Consider the following 22,100-nt stretch of genomic DNA (forward strand, 5'->3'; position numbering starts at 1 on the left):
CGTTAGCACAAACCCATTAAACTTAAGTCCCTAACAAATAAAGGTATTAATTATTCTTTTAAGTTTTATAAATTACAATGCATTATTTTATCTTTGCGGGCTTAACACCATTTTGATTTATGAAGATTTCATACAACTGGCTAAAACAGTTTATAAAAACAGATTGGACCCCAGAACAAACCAGCGAACTGCTTACCGATTTAGGACTTGAAGTTGAAGGCATTGAAGCCTACCAATCGGTTAAAGGCGGATTGGAAGGCGTTGTGGTTGGAGAAGTTTTAACCTGCGTTAAACACCCAAACGCCGATAAATTAAAACTAACCACCGTAAACATTGGTGGCGATGCGCCATTGCAAATAGTTTGCGGTGCCCCCAATGTAGCTGCCGGACAAAAAGTACCTGTAGCCACAATAGGAACAACATTATATACTGAAGAAGGCGAGCCTTGGACCATTAAAAAAGGAAAGATTCGCGGCGAAGAAAGCCACGGCATGATTTGTGCCGAAGACGAACTGGGATTAGGAAAATCGCACGACGGCATTATGGTTTTAGATGATAAAATCAAGGTTGGCACACCTGCTGCCGATATTTTTGATATTGAAAACGATCAAGTTTTCGAAATCGGGTTAACTCCAAACCGCGCCGATGCCATGAGCCACTACGGTACTGCTCGCGATTTAAAAGCTGGATTAATTCAAAAAGATATTAATTTAGAACTTATAACGCCATCGGTAAGTGCCTTTCGTGTAGATAATAGAACATTAAAAATAGATATTGAAGTAAAAAACAAAGATCTGGCCCCGCGCTACTGTGGTCTTACCATTTCTGGGGTAAAAGTAAAAACTTCTCCTTCATGGCTGCAACACCGCCTAAAAGCAATTGGCCTAAGCCCTATTAACAATATTGTAGATGCCACAAATTACGTACTGCACGAACTGGGGCAACCACTACATGCCTTTGATGCCTTAAAAATTTCTGGCAATAAAATTGAAGTTAAAACAGTTGATGCGGGAACTAAATTTACAACTTTAGATGGTGTTGAGCGCGAATTGCACGAAGACGACTTAATGATCTGCGATGCCGAAAAACCCATGTGTATCGCTGGTGTTTTTGGCGGCATTGACTCTGGCGTATCAAACACCACCACAAGTATTTTTTTAGAAAGTGCTTTTTTTAACCCTATAACGGTGCGTAAATCGGCAAAACGCCACGGCTTAAATACCGATGCCTCGTTTAGGTTTGAGCGTGGCATAAACCCCAACATCACAGAATATGCCCTAAAACGTGCCGCTTTATTAATCCAAGAATTGGCCGGTGGCGAAATTACATGTGATATTATTGATGTGTATCCCAATAAAATTGAGGACTTTCAAGTACGTTTAAGCTTCGACAATGCCAAGAAATTAATTGGCGAAGAAATCCCTAAAGAAACCATTAAGCGCATTTTAACCTCGCTGGATATTAAAGTAAACAATGTTACCGAAACCGGATTGGGCGTAACCGTTCCTGCTTACAGAAACGATGTACAGCGCGAAGCCGATATTATTGAAGAGATTTTACGTGTTTACGGCTATAACAATGTTAAAACCAGCAAAAAGCTTAACGCGTCTATTTCCAGTACATCCCGATTTGAAGACCATAGAATACAGAAAATTATTGGTAACCAATTGGCAGCCCAAGGCTATTTTGAAATCCTTTCAAACTCCTTAACAAACCCAAATTATACGGCCTTAAGCGAGCAATTAAAAGACGAGCACAATATTACCATACTTAACCCTTTAAGTAACGATTTATCGGTGTTGCGCCAATCTTTATTGTTTTCTGGACTGGAAGCCGTTTCGCACAATATCAACAGGAAACGCCAAGATTTAAAATTATTCGAATTTGGCAAAACCTACCACCATTACAACCAAACCAGAGCAGAAAACAAGCATTTGGCACTTTTTGTAACAGGTAACCAACATAAAGAAAGCTGGAATGTGGCTTCAAAAAAGAGCGATTTCTTTTTCTTAAAAGGAAGTGTTAGCGCATTATTAAACCGTTTAGGCATTGCAAGATACAACGAAACACCCATTAAAAGCGATTTATTTAGCGAAGGCCTAAGTTTAAGCTTGGGCAAAACCAAATTAGTTGATCTTGGATTGGTAAAAAAATCCATTATAAAACATTTTAACATTTCGCAAGATGTACTGTTTGCCGTTTTTAATTGGGATGCTATTTTAGAAGCTTTAAAACACCACAGCATTACTTTTAAGGCCATACCCAAATACCCGGAAGTAAGACGCGATTTTGCGCTACTTTTAGACGATGCCGTTACATTTGGGTCTATTTACAAAATAGCCAAACAAACCGAGAAGCAATTGCTTAAAGACGTAAATTTATTTGATGTTTATCAAGGTAAAAACCTACCAAAAGGCAAAAAAAGTTATGCCGTTGGTTTTACCTTTCAAGACGAAAACAAAACACTTACCGATAAACAAATCGATAAAATTATGAACAAGCTTAAAACCAATTTTGAAAAACAACTTGGTGCAGAGTTAAGGTAATTCTTATAAAATTTATTTAAAGCCAGCGAAAGCTGGCTTTTTTTGTATTTATATATTTTGTATCTTTAGTAAACAACTTTTAAAACCCATTGCTATGTCTGATTCCAATTATATTAAAATTTTCACAGGGAGCCTTATTAACGTACAGCGTATAATTTCAGATCTGGAAAAAATAGATATTAGCCCTGTTATTAAAGACCAAAACGAATCGGGGCTTGACCCAAAGATATATGGTGGCCACTTGCTAAAGGAAATTTATGTGCACAAAGACGAACTTGAAAAAGCCCATGCCATTATTAAAAACATAAATTAAAAAAATCCATCGCCATGCTAAATTCTAATTATATTAAAATTTTTACGGGAAGCTTTATTACCGTACAACGCATAATTTCTGAGTTGGAAAAAACAGGTATTATCCCCGTTGTTAAAGACGAATCAGAATCTGGTCGTTTAGCTGGTTTTGGTCCATCCTTTCCGGGTCAACAAGAATTATATGTGCATAAAGACGAACTCGACAAAGCTGTTGAAATTGTTGAAACTATCAATGCTGATTTGAAAATATAGAGCCATTGCGAGATTTTTAAATAAAAATCGTGGCAATCTGTTTATTTTAAATTAGAATCTTAATGTTAGTTTCAATTTAAAAGATTACTACACTTCGACTGCGCTCAGTGCAGATCAGTTTACTCTTATTATTAGCATGGGTAAATTAAGCAGTAACCGCATACATTTTATTGCGCAGTTCCTTTATTTTGGGATCTTGCATATATTCATCAAAAGTAGTGTGCCTATCTATAATGCCATTTGGAGTTAACTCCACCACCCTATTGGCAACGGTTTGCGCAAACTCATGGTCGTGTGTTGTAAAAAGCACTGTGCCTTTAAAGTTTTTAAGCGAGTTGTTAAACGCCGTAATACTCTCTAAATCTAAGTGGTTTGTTGGCTCGTCTAGCATTAAAACATTAGCCCTTGTCATCATCATTTTGCTAAGCATACAACGTACTTTTTCGCCTCCTGATAATACCGACGATTTTTTAAAGGCCTCTTCTCCGCTAAAAATCATTTTACCCAAAAAACCTCTAATGTTCACCTCTTCGCGTTCTTCTTCGGTTTTTGCCCATTGGCGCAACCAATCTATAAGTGTTAAATCGTTGTTGAAATATTCGCTGTTATCAAGCGGTAAATACGATTGTGTGGTTGTAACGCCCCATGCAAATTTACCGGATTCAGCTTTTTCTTTATTGTTTAAAATTTGATAAAATGCCGTTGTTGCTCTAGAATCTCTGGAGAAAACAACCACTTTTTCACCTTTATTCAAATTAAGATCGATATCTTTAAACAACACATCGCCGTCTATTGAAGCAGCTAAACCGTTAATGTTTAGTATTTGGTCTCCGGCCTCTCGATCGCGTTCAAAAATTATGGCGGGATAACGGCGACTGGTTCGTCTAATATCGGCAATATTAAGCTTTTCGATCATTTTCTTTCTACTGGTGGCTTGCTTGCTTTTTGCAACATTGGCAGAAAAACGACGTATAAATTCTTCGAGTTCCTTTTTCTTTTCCTCGGCTTTTTTGTTTTGTTGTGCATGCTGTCTTGCAGCCAATTGAGACGACTCGTACCAAAAGGTATAATTACCAGAATAATGGTTTATTTTTCCGAAATCGATATCAGAGATATGAGTACAAACGGCATCTAAAAAGTGTCTGTCGTGAGACACCACAATTACACAGTTATCGTAATTGGCCAAGAAATTTTCTAACCACGAAATGGTTTCGTAATCTAAATCGTTGGTTGGCTCATCCATAATCAACACATCCGGATTTCCAAATAAGGCCTGCGCTAATAGTACACGTACTTTTTGTTTTCCGTCTAAATCTGCCATCAAGGTATAGTGATGCTCTTCTTTAATGCCTAAGTTAGATAGCATGGATGCGGCATCGCTATCGGCGTTCCAACCGTTCATTTCTTCAAACTGTACTTGAAGCTCTCCAATTTTTTCAGCATTTTCATCGGTATAATCAGCGTAAAGGGCATCAATTTCAGTTTTTATTTTAAATAAGGGTTTGTTTCCCATTAAAACAGTTTCCAACGCACTGTGGTCGTTATACAAATTATGGTTTTGTTCTAACACAGACATACGTTTGCCAGCCTCTAAAGACACATGGCCGGATGTGGGCTCCATTTTTCCGGAAATAATCTTTAAAAAAGTTGACTTTCCAGCACCATTGGCTCCAATTATGCCATAACAATTACCATTATTAAAGGCGGTATTTACTTCATCAAAAAGTACACGCTTCCCGAATTGTACTGATAAGTTAGAAACTGATAACATAGTATATATTTAATTTTTTGCAAAAGTAGAAAATTCAAACCACAAGTCGAAACTTCCATTACTTATTTTTGCAATGTTACTAAGCCTAAAACCATAGGTTTAACATTTAACAACGCCTTAACAGCACTTTATAAATACAAGCTATATTTTTGTTTTTGTTGAGCATTGATGCTAAAAAACCGAAGCGGGACTATGAAATTATTTTATTGTACACTACTTATTGCAATAACCCTATTGGGATGTAAACAAGATGGCACCAATAACAATGGCGACTATGCTTATTTGGGTGGCGAAATTATTAATGCCAATGGTAATTTTGTGGTGCTCTCTAAATCCAAACATATTATAGATACCATTAGGCTAGACGGCAACAGCCGTTTTATTTATAAAATAAACAACTTAAAACCTGGCATTTACACGTTTAAACATGGAGGCGAGCTGCAAATGGTATTGCTAGAACCTAAAGACAGTATTATGCTTAGGTTAAATACTTTAGAGTTTGACGAGTCGTTGGTTTACACCGGCAAGGGCGCAAAAAAAAACAACTACTTAATTAACGAGTTTTTACAAAACGAAATTGAAGAAAAAAAGATTTTTAAATTCTGCCAATTAAGTGCAGGGGCTTACCAAAAAGAAATAGAAAACCTAAAAAACAAAAAACACAAAAAGCTTAAGGATTTTAAAAACAAATATGATACCTCAGAGCTGTTTAACAAAATTGCACTTGCCAATATTGAGTATTACTATTATTTTAACAAAGAAATCTATCCGTTTGTACATTATGGACATAATAAAAACGACATATTAGAAGGCCTTCCCAAAGACTTTTACAACTACAGGAAAAACATTAACTACAACGATACTTTTTTAAAAGACTACCATATTTACAATACATTTTTACGGTGGAATTTTAGCAATATTGCCCTTAACGAGCATTATAAACACGCTAATAACAATGGTTTTAAAAGCTCTAATATTTGCTATAATCTAGACCGGCTTGCATTAATTGATAGTTTGGTAACAGATACCCAAATAAAGGAAGAACTGTTGCACCACTATACAATAAACTTTTTAAATAAAAGCAACAACGAAAAAAACAATACCACCATTCTAAATTATTACTTAAACAAAAGTTCCAATAAAAAGGGCAAAGCAATGGTTACCCATTACGCCAATACTTTAAACAAGTTAAAAACGGGTGCCTCTTTCCCAGAAATACAACTTATAGATAGCAATAATACCGAAACCAGTATTACTACACTTATTAACTCTCCAACCGTAATTAGTTTTTGGTCGCAATCTTATTACGATCATTTTAAAGAAAGCCAACATAAAATTAGCGAGCTGCGTTCCAAATACCCAGAAGTAAGGTTTATTGCTATTAATGTTGATGATTATGGTTTGGACTCTTCATTAAAAGCATTAAAACGCAACCGTTTTTCGTTTAAAAACCAGTATCAATTTAAAAACCCAAAAGCCTCAAAAGAAGTGCTGGCCATTTACCCTATGGTTAAAGCTTTTATTGTAGATGAAAACAAAAAGATAGTAAACAGCAAAACCAATATTTTTGCCCGAAATTTTGAAGAACAGCTTTTGGGTTTAATAAATAGGTAAAAAAAAACCTCAATTTTTTTTATTTAGTTGAGGCTTTTTTATATTGAAAAAACGAATACGTTTTAGTTTCCTTTTTTGTAGTCTTCTAAAAATTTGGCTAAACCAATGTCGGTTAATGGGTGTTTTAACAAGCCTTCAATAGAGCTTAGTGGCCCCGTCATAACATCGGCACCTAATTTAGCGCAATCTATTACATGCATGGTATGTCTTACTGAAGCTGCTAAAATTTGAGTATTAAAAGCGTAGTTATCATAAATATGTCTAATTTCTGAAATCAAGTTTAATCCATCGGTAGATATATCGTCTAATCGCCCAATAAACGGCGACACATAAGTAGCGCCAGCTTTGGCCGCCAATAAGGCTTGACCGGGAGAAAACACTAGGGTAACATTAGTTTTTATTCCTTTTTCGGCAAAATATTTACAGGCCTTAACACCATCTTTAATCATGGGTAGTTTTACAACAATTTGCTCGTGCAATTCGGCCAATGCCTCGCCTTCTCTAACCATACCTTCAAAATCTGTAGCAATAACTTCGGCACTTACATCGCCATCTACAATATTACAAATATCAACGTAGTGCTTTAAAATGTTATCGTGTCCGGTAATGCCTTCTTTGGCCATTAACGATGGGTTTGTGGTAACGCCATCAAGCACACCAAGGTCTTGCGCTTCTTTTATCTGATTAAGATTTGCAGTATCAATAAAAAATTTCATTTGTATATATTTAGTTGTGATAAATTCTTTGCGAATTTACAACTAAAACAGACCTCCAGAAGAAAATTTAATTAAAATATATTAACAATTTTAAATATGTATTCGTTGTTATTTAATGGCAATGGTATAAGTCTTCGAGGTACTGTCGCTGCACAAAGAATCGTCGTACCTTTCATTACCAAATTCATCGTAATAATACCCGTTTGGCGGATCGACATCCAAATATACTGTAAAGGTATATCTGCCCGCTTTGGTTGGCATGCCTTCAATAAACACTTCTCTGAAATCAATAATTACTTCCAAGCCATCGGGAATTTTTCCTCGAACATCAAAATGGTAGTCGTAGGCATTGTCTTGGGGTTCATTCTTTATTTCTGCATATATTTTTTCTGAATAATATTGATTAACGCCACCAACAGCTAGTTTTTCATCGGATAGAACAGGGCGTACATTAATAATACAATCGACAACGTTTTCGCAATTAGTGAACGTAAAAAAGGAAAGCAAAAGCATGAGGCGTATTGATTGTTTCATGATGAAAGATTTTTTTGAAACCTTATATCAAATAACATACCATAAAAAATATTAAAGTTTAACATTGGTTAGCTTTGACAGTAAACAAAAACAAGTTTATTGGTTTATTACTGGCATTGGCGGATTATTGCGTTAGGGATTGCAGTGAAAATCCTTTTTGCGAGGCACGAACAAAAAGATTGTAACGAAAAGCCCGACCCGCAGGGAAACGCCAAAAAATTGTTAAAGCTTGTAATGATTCATCAACAATTTTTCGTAAACCTTATCGGGAAGAATCCGTTTTAGCACAATAGAAAACTTTTGCATAAACTCCCCTACTTTATAATGTACTTTTGGGTTTTTGGTGTTTATGATTTTAAATATAGCTTCAGCCATTAGGTTTGGGTTGCTTCCAGAATCGACATGTTCGTTCATTAATTCTAAAGTTTTGCCGTAGGTTTTTTTATAGGGCGAATCGTTTAAAAGTGGCGCATGGTATCTGCCAGCTGCAATGTTGGTGGCGAAATCCCCGGGTGCAACGTTCGTCATATTTATATTAAAGTTTTTAAGCTCCATTCTAAAGGCTTCGGTTAAAAGCTCTAAAGCGCCTTTACTGGCGCTGTAAATACCGCGATACGGCAAACCCATGTAGCCCGCAATAGATGTTACGTTTACAATTAAACCCGATTGTTGCTTGCGCATTTGTGGCAAAACTGCTTTGATAACGTTTATGGGACCAAAAAAATTGGTATCGAAATTGGCTTTAATTTCTGCCTCTGGGATTTCTTCTATGGGGCCTGTAATGCCTGCGCCTGCGTTGTTTATTAGCACATCTAAGCACCCTTCTTTTTCAATTACTAACTTTACTGTACTGGTTATGGTTGTAATATCTTTAACATCTAGTGCTAAAATTGGGAACTTGCTGTTTTTATAGTTATCTGGATTTCGGCTCGTGCCATAAACAGTAAAGCCTTTTTGGGTTAAATACTCGCCAACAGATTTTCCTATTCCCGATGAACCGCCGGTTATTAAAACAACTTTAGACATAAATATTAATAAAAAATTTAAAAAGGTAAAATTAATAATGATATCGATATAAATAGTATAAATGAAAAAAGATTTGTTGGTATTATTACCAACAAATCTTTTATATAATTTAAAAAACCCTTTTTATTTGGAAAGGATTTTAGGATAGTCTTAAAAAAGGCAAGCTACCTACATCACACCGCTACGACCATTTACCTTTGCTGCGTTCCCGCCCTGGAGGATTCAACAGGAGCTGGTTGTGTAGGACTTGCCGGCTGCAAAGATACAACCTTTTAAAATTTTCACAATAATTTTTTAAACTGTTTTTAAATAAATATCTTGCTTGAAAATTTAAGCTTATCATGTATTTCCTCAAACACCTCACAATCATATTTTTAGGTTTTTTTATATTATCCTGTGGATCAAATTCTGCCGAGAAAAAAAATGATTTTTCTATTAAAACCAATGCCCAGAAAGGTAATATTTCGATATCAGACACCTTAAACCTTTCCTTAGAAAATAAAAAAAAATACATAATTGATTCTGTAATCTATACTTTAAACGGAAAAAGAATTAGTAAAAGCTTCGCATTGCATACACACAAACTAGGTAAGTATGCTATTGAAGCTTCCGTTTTTTTTAACAACGGCAAGCAAACCGCAAATACCAGCATTACCATTTTAAATGATGTAGCCCCAAAAATATATACCTTTAATATTATTAACCAATATCCGCACGATATTACCTCGTACACCCAAGGGCTCGAGTTTTTTAACGATACCATATACGAAAGCACAGGGCAGTACCGAGAGTCTAAACTTAGAAAAGTGGACTACAAAACAGGTAAAGTGCTGAAAAATATAAATTTAGCCGATGAATATTTTGGTGAAGGTTTAACGATTTTGAATGATAAAATTTACCAGCTTACATGGCAAGAAAATACAGGCTTTGTTTACGACGTAAATACCTTAAACAAATTAAGCAGCTTTAAATACGGAAACAGTAAAGAAGGTTGGGGCTTATGTAATGATAAGAATATTATTTACAAAAGCGATGGTACAGAAAAAATATGGATACTGCACCCCGAAACCTTGGTTGAACAAGATTACATTCAAGTACTTACCAATAAAGGCAAAATAGGACGTATTAACGAACTGGAATGGATTAACGGAAAAATATACGCTAACATATACCAAAAAAACGGCGTTGCCATTATAAACCCAAAAAACGGCGCTGTTGATGCTGTTATAGATTTCTCTTCACTTAAAGAAAAAGTTACCCAACATAATAAATTAGATGTTTTAAACGGTATTGCCTACAACCCAGAAAATAAAACTATTTTTGTTACAGGTAAGCGCTGGGACAAATTGTTTGAAGTTAAAGTATTAAACAAATAATTGGCTAAACCCTTACAGCCATTGTTGTGGTTTAAAATGTACAATAGTTTTGTGTTATTGCTTAACTTTAAACACCAGCAATTAAACCTGTTTAATTTGGGCAAAATTAAAGTTAAAAAACCTAATTAAACAAATTGCAACATTTTAACTTAATACCAAATATGCCTCTTAAAATACTTCTAATTAGTGTATTTCTAATGTTTTTTACAACAAACCCTATTTGTGCCCAAACCATAAAAGTGGCTTGCGTTGGCAATTCGGTTACCTATGGCGCTGGTATTAAAGACAGGGCCACTAATGCTTACCCTGCCCAATTACAAAATTTACTAGGTAACAATTATGAAGTTGCCAATTTTGGGTTCTCTGGAGCAACCATGCTTAAAAACGGGCATAAACCGTATTGGGATAAAACTGAATTTAAAGCTTCGCAAAACTTTGCCCCTAACATCGTAATTATTCATTTAGGATTAAACGACCAAGGCAATAATAACTGGCCAAAACATAAAGACGAATTTATAGCCGATTATTTAGAGATGATTGCGCTGTATATAAATCTACCTTCAAAACCCAGAGTGATTATCTGTAAAATGACACCTACTTTTTCGGGGCATCATTGGTTTGAAGAAGGCATGCGAGAAAATTTTCAAGAAATTCAAGATAAAATTGAAACCATCGCTAAAACCGCAAACGTAGAGCTTATAAATCTGCACGAACCTTTATATCGTTTTCCAGAATATTTCCCAGACAATTTACACCCCACAAAACAAGGTGCTTATGTAATTGCAACTAAAGTTTATGGCGCAATTTCTGGCGATTTTGGCGGATTAAAACTTCCTGAATACTACGGCGAAAACATGGTGTTTCAGCGTAACGAACCCATTATTATTACTGGTACTGCCAACACAAGCGAAGTTATTTCGGTTAGTTTACACAATAATAAAGCAACTACAAAAGCAACAAAAAACGGTACTTGGCAAGTTACGCTTCCTGCCATGAAAGCTGGCGGTGCTTATAAGTTCTCTGTGACATCTCAAAGTTCTAAAAACATCACTTTCAACAAAGTGTTTGTTGGTGATGTTTGGCTGGCTTCAGGACAATCGAACATGGATTGGAAAGTCCATCAAATGCAATCGGCACCTTCCGTTGTAAAAGATTCACTTAATTCAAATGTTTTTGTGTTTTCTATGGATGCCAAAGTATTGCACGGAAACAAATATACCCAGCAAGATTTTGCAAAAATTAACGCAAACGATTATTTTAAATATTCGGGTTGGAGTAACCAAAAAGACGAGGTTTTTAAAAACTTTTCGGCAATAGCCTACGCCTATGCTTATCGCCTTCAAAAAGAACTAAATGTGCCCATTGGTATTATTTGCAATGCCGTTGGAGGTTCGCCCATACAAAGCTGGATAAGTAGAGAACGTATGGAGAAAACCCACGAAACTATTAGCATGCTTAACGATTTGTGGCTAAATCCATTGGTAGATTCTTGGAACTCGAAACGTAAATCTGAGAATTTCAATTTTAATAAAAACTTAAAAAACAGACATCCTTACGATCCAACATTTTTATTTGATGCAGGAATTTCGCCACTCAAAAATTTTAATTTTAAAGGCGTTATTTGGTATCAAGGCGAATCGAATGCAGAGCGCGAAGATTTATATACTCGATTATTTAAAATGCTTGTAAACGATTGGCGAACTCATTTTAAAAAGCCCGAACTTCCGTTTTATTATGTGCAGTTAAGTAGCATCAATCGCCCCAATTGGGGTGCGTTTAGAAATGCGCAACGTAAATTATTAACTATTAAAAACACAGGAATGGCGGTTTCTTATGATGCGGGACACAAAACCGACGTGCATCCTACGCAAAAATGGATTGTTGGCGAGCGATTGTCTAAAATTGCACTTGCAAAATTATATAACAAACCAATTGCTTTTTCGGGTCCTTTACTCGACTTTGTAAACGTAATCGACAGTAAACTAGAAGTCCATTTTAAACATGCCGAAGGTTTAAAAACTCTAAACGGAAATGAAATAAACGATATAGAAATTGCAGGAGCTAATAAAGTATTTGTAAAAGCAATGGCGAAAATCAAAAATGATAAATTGATTGTTTGGTCGCCAAAAATTGAAAATCCTAGATTTGTAAGATATGCTTTTTCGTCGTTTACAAACGGAAACTTAATCAACAAATACAGATTTCCTGCATCAACATTTACGAACATAATAGAATAAATTAATATATAAAACATGAAATCATTACAATTATTTTTTTTAGGATGCTTGCTAACATCAAGCCTGGTTTTTGGTCAAAAATTCGAAAATTTAGCCTTAACGCCTCCCATGGGCTGGAACAGTTGGAACGCTTTTGAATGTGAAGGCGTAAACGAAACTGTTATTAGAGAAATGGCAGATGCCATGGTAGAAAAAGGGTTAAAAGATGTTGGTTATGAGTATATTGTAATTGACGATTGTTGGCAAATAGGGCGCGATAAAGACGGCTATATTATTGTTGATAAAGAAAAATTTCCGTCAGGAATTAAGGTTTTGGCAGACTATGTACATTCTAAAGGTTTAAAATTCGGAATTTATTCTGATGCTGGAACCATGACCTGCGCGCGACGCCCTGGAAGTAAAGGTTTTGAGTATAAAGACGCAGAAACTTATGCCAAATGGGGCGTAGATTATTTAAAATATGATTGGTGTTTTACCGAGGGGCAAGATGCGCAACAATCGTATAAATTAATGCGAGATGCTCTGTACAAAGCGGGAAGACCGATTGTGTTTAGTATGTGCGAATGGGGCGAAAACAAACCTTGGGAATGGGCTGAAAATGTTGGGCACTTATGGAGAACCACCTTAGATATTGATATGAATGGACGTTTTGACGGCAATGTTAATGGCAACCTCTTTGGCTGGTCCGATTTAGTAGATATGCAAGTTGGACTAGAAAAATATGCAGGTCCAGGACATTGGAATGACCCCGATATGTTGGCCGTTGGCAACAACATGCCAATAAACGAAGCTAGAGCACATTTTAGTATGTGGGCAATGTTGGCGGCTCCTTTAATGGCGGGCAACGATTTAAGAACCATGTCTTTTACCGATCAAGAAATCTTAACAAACAAAGCCTTAATTGCTGTAAATCAAGATGCTTTAGGCAAACAAGGCTTTAAAATTAAAGATTACGGAAATTTTGAGGTTTGGCAAAAACCACTGTCAAATGGCGATATTGCAATTTGCTTGTTTAACAGAGAAATTACTAATAAAAAGTATCAGGTAAATTGGAATCAAATGAATATTAAAGATTTTTCTGGAGAATATACGATTGAAAATCTTTGGCAAAACAAAACCATTGGCACTACGAACACCAATATTTTAATTGAAGTTCCTGCTAGAGATGTTGTGGTTTTTAGATTGAAAAAATAAAACATTAAGCATTGTCCGTTCTAGCGCAGTCGAGATCTTATGTTTTTTTATGAAACCGAAGCGCTTTTAAAAATTTATCAAAATGAATGTATTTAAAATAAAAAACATTGTTTTTATAAGCCTTTTATTTTTCTGTTTTATGGGCTGTTCTCAAACAAACCCTAAAAATCTTGCAGAAAAATACCCTATAATTCCAACGCCTAAAAAAATGACTTACGGTACGGAAGAGCTTCATTTTAAAAGCTTCAAAATTCAACCTACCAATTTTGAAAATGAAGCAAAATTAATCACCGATTTTTTTAAAACAAACGAAATTAATACTACCGAAAATGGTTTAAAGATTCAGTTAGTAAAACAAAATATTGCCGAAGATATGCATAACGAAGGCTACAAATTAACAATTTCTGATGCCATTACAATTGCCGCAAATTCTGATAAAGGCATTTATTACGGTATTCAAACTTTAAAACAGATTTTTAGAAAAAATAAAGATAAAGGCGTTTTTCCTAAAGTAGAAATTACAGATTTCCCAGTTTTTAAAATCCGTGGTTTTATGCACGATACAGGGCGTAATTTTCAATCGGTAGGGCAGCTAAAAGAGCAAATTGAAATATTATCGCAATACAAATACAATGTGTTTCATTGGCACTTAACCGATAACCCAGGGTGGCGGTTAGAGAGTAAAATTTACCCCGAATTACAATCGGAAGCGGCAACAACAAGACAAAAAGGAAACTTTTATACCCAAGAAGACTTTAAAGATGTTTTGGCTTTTTGTAAAGAACGTAAAATTACGGTAATTCCAGAATTTGACATTCCCGGTCATACTGATGCGTTTCGAAAAGCCTTGCAAATTGATGAAATGCGAGACCCAAAGGTGAGGCCTATTTTACTCGATTTATTTCAAGAGTTAATGGATTTGGCAGACGCCGAGACCATGCCGTACATTCATATTGGCACCGACGAAGTGCGCAACGATTTTGAGCGCGTTTCCCACGATGTTATTTTTGAATTGATGCAACTCATCAAAAAAAATAATCGCGAAGTTATTGTTTGGAAAAAAGGTATTGTTGTAAAAAAAGATTCTACGTCCATCAATCAACTTTGGGCTTATCACGAAGGTAGAAAAGGACATCGTTTCATAGATTCGAGAAGCAATTACATCAATCATTTAGACCCATTTGCTGGTATGGCACGCCTGTTTTTTCAGCAACCAACGCGCCAGCCAAAAGGCGATGCGTTAGCCTTGGGCGGTGTTTTGGCAGCATGGCCAGACAATAATATAAACCACGAACGCGATGTTTTAGTTCAAAACCCCATTTATCCTTCAATGGTTTTTTATGCCGATGCTATTTGGAACGGAAGAGCAAAAGATTATCCAGAATATTGGGCAAAATTGCCAGCAAAAGACACGCAGGAATTTAAAGATTTTCAGGCTTTTGAAGACAAAGTAATTGCACACAGAGATTTGTTTTTTAAAGGAAAAGAGTTTCAATACATCAGGCAAACCGATAAGCATTGGAAATTGTTGGGCGTTTTGAATCACAACGGAAATGTTGAAAAATCATTCCCCGTAGAAAAAGAAATCAAAGAAAGTTACACCATTGACGGTAAAGTATATACTTGGACAGATACGCATCCTGGGGCAACCATCCATTTAAAACATTTCTTCGGATTTGAAGCGGTTACTAAAGAAAGGCAAGGCACGTATTATGCCTACACCAATATTTATTCTCCAAACGACAGAATTCAAGATTTTTGGGTAGGTTTTCAGGGTTGGTCGCGTTCGGGCGGAAGACGCGTTGGCCCTTTTCCAGCTCAAGGCGATTGGCATACCACCAAACCAAAAATTTGGGTAAATGACACCGAAATTGCGCCGCCAGTTTGGAAACAACCCAATTTAGGCACAAAAACAGATGAGATTCCGTTTATTGACGAAGATTATTTTTATAGAAGTCCGACAAAAATCGCTTTAAAAAAAGGTTGGAATAAAGTATTATTGAAAATTCCGCAAGACACAAGGTCTTGGAAATGGATGTTTACCTGCGTTCCAGTTGAAGTAACAAAAGACGGATTTAGAGAAGTGAGCGAATTAAAATATAGTACCAAATTTGAGAATAAATAACATATTGTGAAATGAAACATTTAATTGTAATTCTGTTTTTAGCTTTTGTAAACAGTGTGTTTTCGCAAACCTATTCAGACCATTATTACAAACGAAAAGCCTTGTTTGAAGCTGAACCCAACACAAAAAACGAAATTATTTTTTTAGGCAATAGCATTACCGAAGGCGGCGATTGGAAAGCCTTAATTCCTGATAAAAATGTAATTAATAGAGGAATTAGTGGCGATGTTACCGACGGAATTTTATTTCGATTGGATGAGGTAACCGAATCTAAACCCAAAAAAGTATTTCTACTAATTGGTACAAACGATTTGGCACGCGGTAAAAGCATTGCTTATGTTTTAGAACATACAGCAAAAATTATTTCGCAAATCAAAAGTCAATCCGAAGGAACAAAAATATATCTACAAAGTATTTTGCCAATCAATCCAAATGTGGGTAAAAAGTTTTCGGGGCATAAAAATAATCACCAAAAAATTATAGAAACCAACAAGGAGTTAAAAAAAATGGCAAAAAAACTGGATGTGAAATTTATCAATTTGCACAAAAAAATGCGAAATGCTAAAAAACACATTCAGCCAAATTACACCTACGATGGGTTGCATTTAAGTGATGAAGGCTACAAAAAATGGAGCAAAATAATTCGTAAATACGTTAATTAAAATGAGTACAAAACCACGACCTTATGTGTTGGCAGAAACCAATTTTAAAACGGTTAAAGATCAAAAATACACGGTTGCCATTTTGCCCTGGGGCGCAACCGAAGCGCACAATTATCATTTGCCGTATGCAACCGATAATATTTTGTCTGAAAACACTGCTATTGAAGCCGCAAAAATAGCTTGGCAAAACGATGCAAAAGTGGTGGTTTTGCCTACAATTCCTTTTGGCGTAAACACAGGGCAGCTCGATATTTCTTTTTGCATCAACATGAATCCGAGTACACAATTGGTGGTTTTAAAAGATATTGTAGATGTTTTAAATCGGCAAAACATACAGAAATTAGTCATTGTAAACGGTCACGGCGGCAATAATTTTAAGCAAATAATTAGAGAATTATCCGTTGATTTTCCTGAGGTTTTCGTGTGTGCCGTAAATTGGTGGCATGCAGAAAACGGGAATGATTTTTTTAACGAACCCGGAGATCATGCAGGCGAGCTAGAAACTGCGGTTACCATGTTTTTAGAACCCAATTTGGTGTTGCCTTTACAGGAAGCTGGCGATGGCGCATCTAAAAAATTTAAAATCGAAGCCTTAAAAGAAGGTTGGGTAACAGCGCAACGCCAATGGACATCGGTTACCAAAGATACGGGCGTTGGCAACCCAAAAAAGGCAACCCCAGAAAATGGTTCACGTTTTTTTCAGGCTGTTACACAAAAATTGGCTTCTTTTTTTAAAGAATTGAACGATGCAGATTTAAAGGATATGTACGCGTAGTTTTTATATTTTAAACATAATACAACTCCCCTATTTTTACTTATATTTGTCTTTAATCCAAAATTTAAAATTCATTAAATAATTAATAAACAAACGCCTTTAAAAATGAGAAAATTTAAGTTATTAGTATTAACTCTAGTTACCTGTTTTGGGATTGAAAATATACATGCACAAACACTAGATCCCGTTATTGAAAACCCAGATGTAATTGGGATTAATAAATTAGATGCGCGCGCTACCTTTTTTCCATACACTAGTTTAGATTTAGCAAAACAGAACGATTTTTCAAAGGCTGAAAATTATTTATCGCTAAATGGTATCTGGCAATTTAATTATAGCGATACACCAGAGGTGAGACCAGCAGATTTTTACAAAGAAGATTTTGATACTTCAAAATGGAACAAAATAAAAGTGCCTGCAAATTGGGAAGTTGAAGGTTTTGGAGTGCCTATTTATGTAAATGCAACCTATCCGTTTCAAAAAGGATATTTGAATCCGCCTGATATTCCAGATGGCGATAACCCTGTAGGGTCTTATAAAAGAACTTTCAACCTTCCTAATAATTGGGATGGTAAAGCTGTGTATATACATTTAGGAGCTGTAAAGTCTGCTTTTTACATTTGGGTTAATGGCAGAAAAGTTGGGTATAGCCAAGGCTCGAAATTACCCGCAGAATTTGATCTAACAGAGTTTGTTAAACCAGGACAAAACAGTATTGCTCTAGAGGTTTACCGTTGGAGCGATGGCAGCTATTTAGAGTGTCAGGATTTCTGGAGGATTTCTGGAATTCAGCGCGATGTATATTTATACGCAAGACCAAACGTGCAAATAGCAGATTATTTTGCAAAAGCAGGATTGGAAAACAATTACACCGATGGTGTTTTTGATTTGGCTTTAGACCTAAAAAACATTGATACAAAAACTCAAAAAGGATCAGTAAGTGTTGAAATAACCAAGAACAATCAAACGGTTTACACAACTTCAACGGCTTACGAATTAGGTTCAAATTCAGATAAAACCATAAAATTCAATAAAACCATTCCGAAAGTTAAAACATGGTCTGCAGAAATTCCAGAGTTATATCAATTAAATATCCAAATTAAAGATAGAAAAGGAAATGTTTTAGAAGCCATTTCCAGAAAGTTAGGTTTTAGAACTTCCGAAGTAAAAGGCAGCCAATATTTAGTAAACGGCAAACCTATTTTATTTAAAGGTGTAAACAGGCATGAACACGACCCTGATAATGGCCATGTGGTTTCTAGAGAGGATATGCTAAGGGATATCAAAATTTTTAAAGAACATAATATCAATGCCGTAAGAACGGCACATTATCCAAACGACCCGTATTTTTATGAATTATGCGATGAGTATGGCATTTATGTTATCGATGAAGCCAATATAGAATCTCATGGTATGGGCTATGCTTTAGACAGAACTTTGGCCAATAATCCTGCTTGGTTAAAAGCACATAAAAACAGAGTAGAGCGCATGGTTGAAAGAGATAAAAACCACCCTTCAATCGTAATTTGGTCTTTAGGAAACGAAGCTGGAAATGGATACAATTTTTACGAATCGTATTTATTGGCCAAAAGATTAGACAACACCAGACCAACCCAATACGAGCGTGCGGTGCACGAATGGAATACAGATTTATTTGTACCCATGTACGATACACCTGCAATGGTAGAGGCTTATGCTAAAGACGAAAGAAGAACAAAACCTTATGTGCAATGCGAATATGCGCATGCTATGGGAAATAGTATGGGCGGCTTTAAAGAGTACTGGGATTTGTACGAGAAATACGATAAATTGCAAGGCGGTTTTATTTGGGACTTTGTTGACCAAGGTTTAAGAACGGTTAAAAACGGTAGAGAAATTTTTGCTTACGGAGGCGATTTTGGACCAGAAGGCACACCAAGCGATAATAACTTTTTGAATAACGGATTGGTACAACCAGATAGAAGAGTAAACCCACATATTTACGAGGTTAGGCACATTCATCAAGATATAAAGTTTTATGATAATAATCTTGCCAATGGTACAATTGATGTTAAAAACTGGTATTTCTTTAGAGATTTATCAAACTATAGTTTAAACTGGGAAGTTATTGCTAATGGCAAAGTAGTGGAATCTGGCACTATAAACAATATTGTAACAGCTCCGCAAACTAAAAAAACCATAAGCATTCCATTTAAAAAAGCATTTGAAGATAATGTAGAGTATTTCTTAAATGTTTCAGCTATTTTAAAATCGGATGAGCCTTTGCTGAAAACTGGACATATTATAGCTTATGAGCAATTTGAATTACAAAAAGGACGTGTTGCTGTACCAGAAAAAGCAACGGCATCGGTAAGTCATCAAACTAAAAACGATGTAATTACTGTAACTGGAAATGATTTTGAAATCTTATTCAATAAAAAAACAGGAAACTTAACAGCTTACAATTACAAAAACCAAAGCTTGTTGAAAAACGGACCAGAAGTTAATTTCTGGAGAGCACCTGTAGATAATGATTACGGTGCAGGACTTCAAAATAAGTTTAAAGTCTGGAAAGATGCTGCGCAAGTAGCTAATGTTGTTTCTGCAGTTAAAACCATTTCTAAAACTAATGTACAAATAACCTTCACAAGAGCTATTTTAAACGGCGATGCCCAATTTACCCAAACTTATATTGTAAACGGAAACGGTGCTGTAAAAGTTACAAACGATTTAAAAGCGATTAAAGGCGACCACCCGAATATGTTTAAATTCGGAAATAAAATGGTATTACCAGAAGCGTATAAAAACATTACCTTTTACGGTAAAGGGCCTTTTGAGGCTTATGCAGATAGGCAACATGCTGCCAAAGTAGGCTTGTATAAACAAACTATAGAAGAGCAATATTTCCCTTATATCCGTCCGCAAGAAAATGGCAATAAAAAGGATGTGCGTTGGGCAACTTTAACCAAAGAAGATGGATTTGGTTTGCAGTTTTTAAGCGAAACACCTTTTCATATTTCTGCTTTAAATTATAGCGAAGACGATTTACATTCAGGAGATAAAAGAAGGCAAGAACATGCCGGTGAGTTAGACCCTAGAAAAGAAGTTTTTGTAAATATTGATGGTTTCCAACAAGGAATAGGGAGTATAAATAGTTGGGGCCGATTGCCAATGGAACAATACAGATTGCCTTATAAAGATTACTCTTACTCGTATTGGATGTTACCCATCTCAACAAAATAAGTGCTTTTAAAATTTTATTAGTAGCATCTAAAAAATAAAATTATATTTTCAGGCTATAAAGCGCAATTTAAATACATTGAATACAGCAAACAATGTATTTAAACTGCGTTTTTTTATTTGCTTCTTTTAAATTTATACTTTTTTATAATTTAAGTTTTCCAAAAAATAAAAGCACATCGCCCCTATTTTTCTCAATAATTTTTTTTTTATGAATAAAAACAAAGGATTTACTTAACTGCGCGTAGTTTTTTTTAATTCTGAAAAAACGTTTTATTACAGTTGTTTTTAGATTAAAATATAAAAAACAAGAAGCCTTTAAAGCATAAGTTTAGCTTTAGAAACTCTCCTGAAAAATCACCCAATAATAAAAATCTACAAAAACAAACACAACTTGGTTAAGCTTAAGTAAACACAAGGTTTATAGTTAATTAGCTATTATAATTTTTTATGAATAAAAAAACCAAACTAATTAAAAAAATAGTTTGGTTTTTTTATGGAAATTATCCTAATAATACACTCAATATAAACACATTGCAATAGTATTTTTTAGGTGCAATACTATTGTATTTTAAAACTAATTTTGTTTTTTAGGCGCTTTATAGCTGTCTTTACCATCGGTTAACCATTCTAAAGAAAAGCTTGTAAACTCATTTTTTTGATATTCGTCTTTTTCAAAAAACAAACCAATATCGCCATTTTTTAAAACAGTTAATGAGGAATAAGCCGATGAGCCTGGGTAAATGGTTTTACCTTTGCTCCAGGTTTTTCCTTCGTCGTAACTAATACGAACCGACATATTTACACGTTTATTTTCAGATTGTGCGTTAGAAAAAATGATTCTGTTTTTCTCGTAGCCATCTTCAATAGAAGTATAACGGATAATACTTGCATTACAACCTGGGTCTATTAATTCTGGCACTGGATTGGTTTCCCAAGTTTTCCCTTCATCTTTAGAGGTATGTACATAACGAATGCCTTTGCCGTTTACACGTGCATTAATCATTAAAGTACCATCGGCAAGTTCTATTACTTTAGATTCGTCGGCTGGCAAAATAGGTGTATCAATAAAATACCAAGTTTTACCATGGTCGTCGCTTCCAAATAAATGCAATCCGCTATTTAAGTTAACCATAGTGTGCAATAACTTACCTGATCGCGTTTGGATACCACGGCCAGAGGTAATAAATTTAAAATCTTTGTGCCATTCTGGTTTTGCAATTTGAGATGTAATGTCTTCTGGTTTACTCCAAGTTTTACCATTATCAGAACTCTTCATAACGTGTAAATAGTAAATATCCTTTTCGGTATCTAAATTCATGTAGTTATAAAACATAAAAATATCGCCTGTAACCTTATCTACTATCATAGATGGATCGGAAGCCGATTTGCCTTCTGGAAAATCGATAACCATTTCAATTGGTGTCCAGGTTTTACCATTATCGCTACTTCTTCGTACAATAATATTTATATCCTTACTCCATTTTAAATCGCCACAACCGGGAACTCTTTGGTCGATAGCGGCTATTAAATCTCCATTTGGAGCAGTAACGATTGCAGGAATTCTGTAACAAGCCACACCCTCTTCCATGCCTGTATTAAATAGGGCTACAAATTCTGGGGTTTCGTTAATAGGTTCGGTATTTTTTTGGTTTGTTTCTGTATTGCCTTTCCCTTTGCAAGAACTTAGCAACACCATCATCAATAGTAAAACAGTACTTCTAATCATTTTTGTATTATT

Annotated in this window: 16 protein-coding genes and 1 other RNA gene; 11 read left to right on the forward strand and 6 right to left on the reverse strand. The window is 35.3% G+C overall.

The features are described from left to right. The first annotated feature begins 119 nt into the window (after nt 1-119). From pheT to ACFSQS_RS04510, 3 genes are all read left to right on the forward strand, one after another. On the forward strand, nt 120-2,546 hold the full coding sequence (gene pheT, locus ACFSQS_RS04500) for a phenylalanine--tRNA ligase subunit beta (protein WP_388014740.1): 2,427 nt from the start codon (nt 120-122) through the stop codon (nt 2,544-2,546). Between the two features lie 94 nt (nt 2,547-2,640). Further along, nucleotides 2,641-2,859, forward strand: coding sequence for a putative signal transducing protein (locus tag ACFSQS_RS04505; protein WP_388014743.1), 219 nt, complete (start codon nt 2,641-2,643; stop codon nt 2,857-2,859). 14 nt (nt 2,860-2,873) lie between these two features. Beyond that, nucleotides 2,874-3,110 (forward strand): putative signal transducing protein, encoded by a 237-nt coding sequence (locus tag ACFSQS_RS04510; protein WP_388014746.1) that lies wholly within the window; start codon nt 2,874-2,876, stop codon nt 3,108-3,110. 145 nt (nt 3,111-3,255) lie between these two features. Here ACFSQS_RS04510 and ACFSQS_RS04515 read toward each other — a convergent pair whose 3' ends face one another. Beyond that, nucleotides 3,256-4,881 (reverse strand): ABC-F family ATP-binding cassette domain-containing protein, encoded by a 1,626-nt coding sequence (locus ACFSQS_RS04515; protein WP_388014749.1) that lies wholly within the window; start codon nt 4,879-4,881, stop codon nt 3,256-3,258. Between the two features lie 192 nt (nt 4,882-5,073). Between ACFSQS_RS04515 and ACFSQS_RS04520 the strand changes: the two genes are divergently transcribed. Further along, nucleotides 5,074-6,495 (forward strand): TlpA family protein disulfide reductase, encoded by a 1,422-nt coding sequence (locus ACFSQS_RS04520; RefSeq protein ID WP_388014752.1) that lies wholly within the window; start codon nt 5,074-5,076, stop codon nt 6,493-6,495. A 62-nt stretch (nt 6,496-6,557) separates the two neighbouring features. On the opposite strand, the gene fsa is transcribed toward ACFSQS_RS04520, so the two are convergent. The 4 genes from fsa to ffs form a co-directional block, all read right to left on the reverse strand. Then, nucleotides 6,558-7,211: a fructose-6-phosphate aldolase gene (gene fsa / locus ACFSQS_RS04525; RefSeq protein ID WP_388014755.1), complete on the reverse strand. Its 654-nt coding sequence runs from the start codon at nt 7,209-7,211 to the stop codon at nt 6,558-6,560. Nucleotides 7,212-7,319: 108 nt separating this feature from the next. After that, nucleotides 7,320-7,745, reverse strand: a complete 426-nt coding sequence (locus ACFSQS_RS04530; protein WP_388014758.1) for a hypothetical protein — start codon at nt 7,743-7,745, stop codon at nt 7,320-7,322. 222 nt (nt 7,746-7,967) lie between these two features. Next, nucleotides 7,968-8,771, reverse strand: a complete 804-nt coding sequence (locus ACFSQS_RS04535; RefSeq protein WP_388014761.1) for an SDR family oxidoreductase — start codon at nt 8,769-8,771, stop codon at nt 7,968-7,970. Nucleotides 8,772-8,925: 154 nt separating this feature from the next. Then, nucleotides 8,926-9,024: signal recognition particle sRNA small type (gene ffs, locus ACFSQS_RS04540), an RNA gene on the reverse strand. An 88-nt stretch (nt 9,025-9,112) separates the two neighbouring features. On the opposite strand from ffs, the gene ACFSQS_RS04545 reads away from it, so the two are divergent. The 7 genes from ACFSQS_RS04545 to ACFSQS_RS04575 all read left to right on the forward strand — a co-directional run bounded on the left by ACFSQS_RS04545 (nt 9,113) and on the right by ACFSQS_RS04575 (nt 20,362). Further along, complete coding sequence (locus ACFSQS_RS04545) at nt 9,113-10,147, forward strand: glutaminyl-peptide cyclotransferase (protein WP_388014764.1); 1,035 nt, start codon at nt 9,113-9,115, stop codon at nt 10,145-10,147. 197 nt (nt 10,148-10,344) lie between these two features. After that, nucleotides 10,345-12,384: a GDSL-type esterase/lipase family protein gene (locus ACFSQS_RS04550; protein WP_388014767.1), complete on the forward strand. Its 2,040-nt coding sequence runs from the start codon at nt 10,345-10,347 to the stop codon at nt 12,382-12,384. Between the two features lie 15 nt (nt 12,385-12,399). Beyond that, nucleotides 12,400-13,578: a glycoside hydrolase family 27 protein gene (locus ACFSQS_RS04555; protein WP_388014770.1), complete on the forward strand. Its 1,179-nt coding sequence runs from the start codon at nt 12,400-12,402 to the stop codon at nt 13,576-13,578. 82 nt (nt 13,579-13,660) lie between these two features. Continuing rightward, entirely contained in the window at nt 13,661-15,703 is a 2,043-nt protein-coding gene (locus ACFSQS_RS04560; protein WP_388014773.1) for a family 20 glycosylhydrolase, read from the forward strand. 11 nt (nt 15,704-15,714) lie between these two features. Then, entirely contained in the window at nt 15,715-16,365 is a 651-nt protein-coding gene (locus tag ACFSQS_RS04565) for a GDSL-type esterase/lipase family protein (protein WP_388014776.1), read from the forward strand. A gap of 1 nt (nt 16,366) precedes the next feature. Further along, nucleotides 16,367-17,140: a creatininase family protein gene (locus tag ACFSQS_RS04570; RefSeq protein WP_388014779.1), complete on the forward strand. Its 774-nt coding sequence runs from the start codon at nt 16,367-16,369 to the stop codon at nt 17,138-17,140. Nucleotides 17,141-17,245: 105 nt separating this feature from the next. Beyond that, entirely contained in the window at nt 17,246-20,362 is a 3,117-nt protein-coding gene (locus ACFSQS_RS04575; RefSeq protein WP_388014782.1) for a glycoside hydrolase family 2 TIM barrel-domain containing protein, read from the forward strand. A gap of 574 nt (nt 20,363-20,936) precedes the next feature. On the opposite strand, the gene ACFSQS_RS04580 is transcribed toward ACFSQS_RS04575, so the two are convergent. Beyond that, complete coding sequence (locus ACFSQS_RS04580; RefSeq protein WP_388014785.1) at nt 20,937-22,088, reverse strand: sialidase family protein; 1,152 nt, start codon at nt 22,086-22,088, stop codon at nt 20,937-20,939. Nucleotides 22,089-22,100 lie beyond the last annotated feature (12 nt).

The sequence above is a fragment of the Gelatiniphilus marinus genome (assembly GCF_042684345.1).
Classification (GTDB): Bacteria; Bacteroidota; Bacteroidia; order Flavobacteriales; family Flavobacteriaceae; genus Gelatiniphilus; species Gelatiniphilus marinus.

Excerpts from the sequence above, each read along its gene's own strand:
- ACFSQS_RS04580 (WP_388014785.1), bottom strand. The coding sequence starts at position 22,088 with ATGATTAGAAGTACTGTTTTACTATTGATGATGGTGTTGCTAAGTTCT.
- ACFSQS_RS04560 (WP_388014773.1), top strand. The coding sequence starts at position 13,661 with ATGAATGTATTTAAAATAAAAAACATTGTTTTTATAAGCCTTTTATTT.
- ACFSQS_RS04575 (WP_388014782.1), top strand. The coding sequence starts at position 17,246 with ATGAGAAAATTTAAGTTATTAGTATTAACTCTAGTTACCTGTTTTGGG.
- ACFSQS_RS04505 (WP_388014743.1), top strand. The coding sequence starts at position 2,641 with ATGTCTGATTCCAATTATATTAAAATTTTCACAGGGAGCCTTATTAAC.
- ACFSQS_RS04520 (WP_388014752.1), top strand. The coding sequence starts at position 5,074 with ATGAAATTATTTTATTGTACACTACTTATTGCAATAACCCTATTGGGA.
- ACFSQS_RS04530 (WP_388014758.1), bottom strand. The coding sequence starts at position 7,745 with ATGAAACAATCAATACGCCTCATGCTTTTGCTTTCCTTTTTTACGTTC.
- ACFSQS_RS04515 (WP_388014749.1), bottom strand. The coding sequence starts at position 4,881 with ATGTTATCAGTTTCTAACTTATCAGTACAATTCGGGAAGCGTGTACTT.
- fsa (WP_388014755.1), bottom strand. The coding sequence starts at position 7,211 with ATGAAATTTTTTATTGATACTGCAAATCTTAATCAGATAAAAGAAGCG.
- ACFSQS_RS04545 (WP_388014764.1), top strand. The coding sequence starts at position 9,113 with ATGTATTTCCTCAAACACCTCACAATCATATTTTTAGGTTTTTTTATA.
- ACFSQS_RS04510 (WP_388014746.1), top strand. The coding sequence starts at position 2,874 with ATGCTAAATTCTAATTATATTAAAATTTTTACGGGAAGCTTTATTACC.
- ACFSQS_RS04535 (WP_388014761.1), bottom strand. The coding sequence starts at position 8,771 with ATGTCTAAAGTTGTTTTAATAACCGGCGGTTCATCGGGAATAGGAAAA.
- ACFSQS_RS04550 (WP_388014767.1), top strand. The coding sequence starts at position 10,345 with ATGTTTTTTACAACAAACCCTATTTGTGCCCAAACCATAAAAGTGGCT.
- ACFSQS_RS04555 (WP_388014770.1), top strand. The coding sequence starts at position 12,400 with ATGAAATCATTACAATTATTTTTTTTAGGATGCTTGCTAACATCAAGC.
- ACFSQS_RS04570 (WP_388014779.1), top strand. The coding sequence starts at position 16,367 with ATGAGTACAAAACCACGACCTTATGTGTTGGCAGAAACCAATTTTAAA.
- pheT (WP_388014740.1), top strand. The coding sequence starts at position 120 with ATGAAGATTTCATACAACTGGCTAAAACAGTTTATAAAAACAGATTGG.
- ACFSQS_RS04565 (WP_388014776.1), top strand. The coding sequence starts at position 15,715 with ATGAAACATTTAATTGTAATTCTGTTTTTAGCTTTTGTAAACAGTGTG.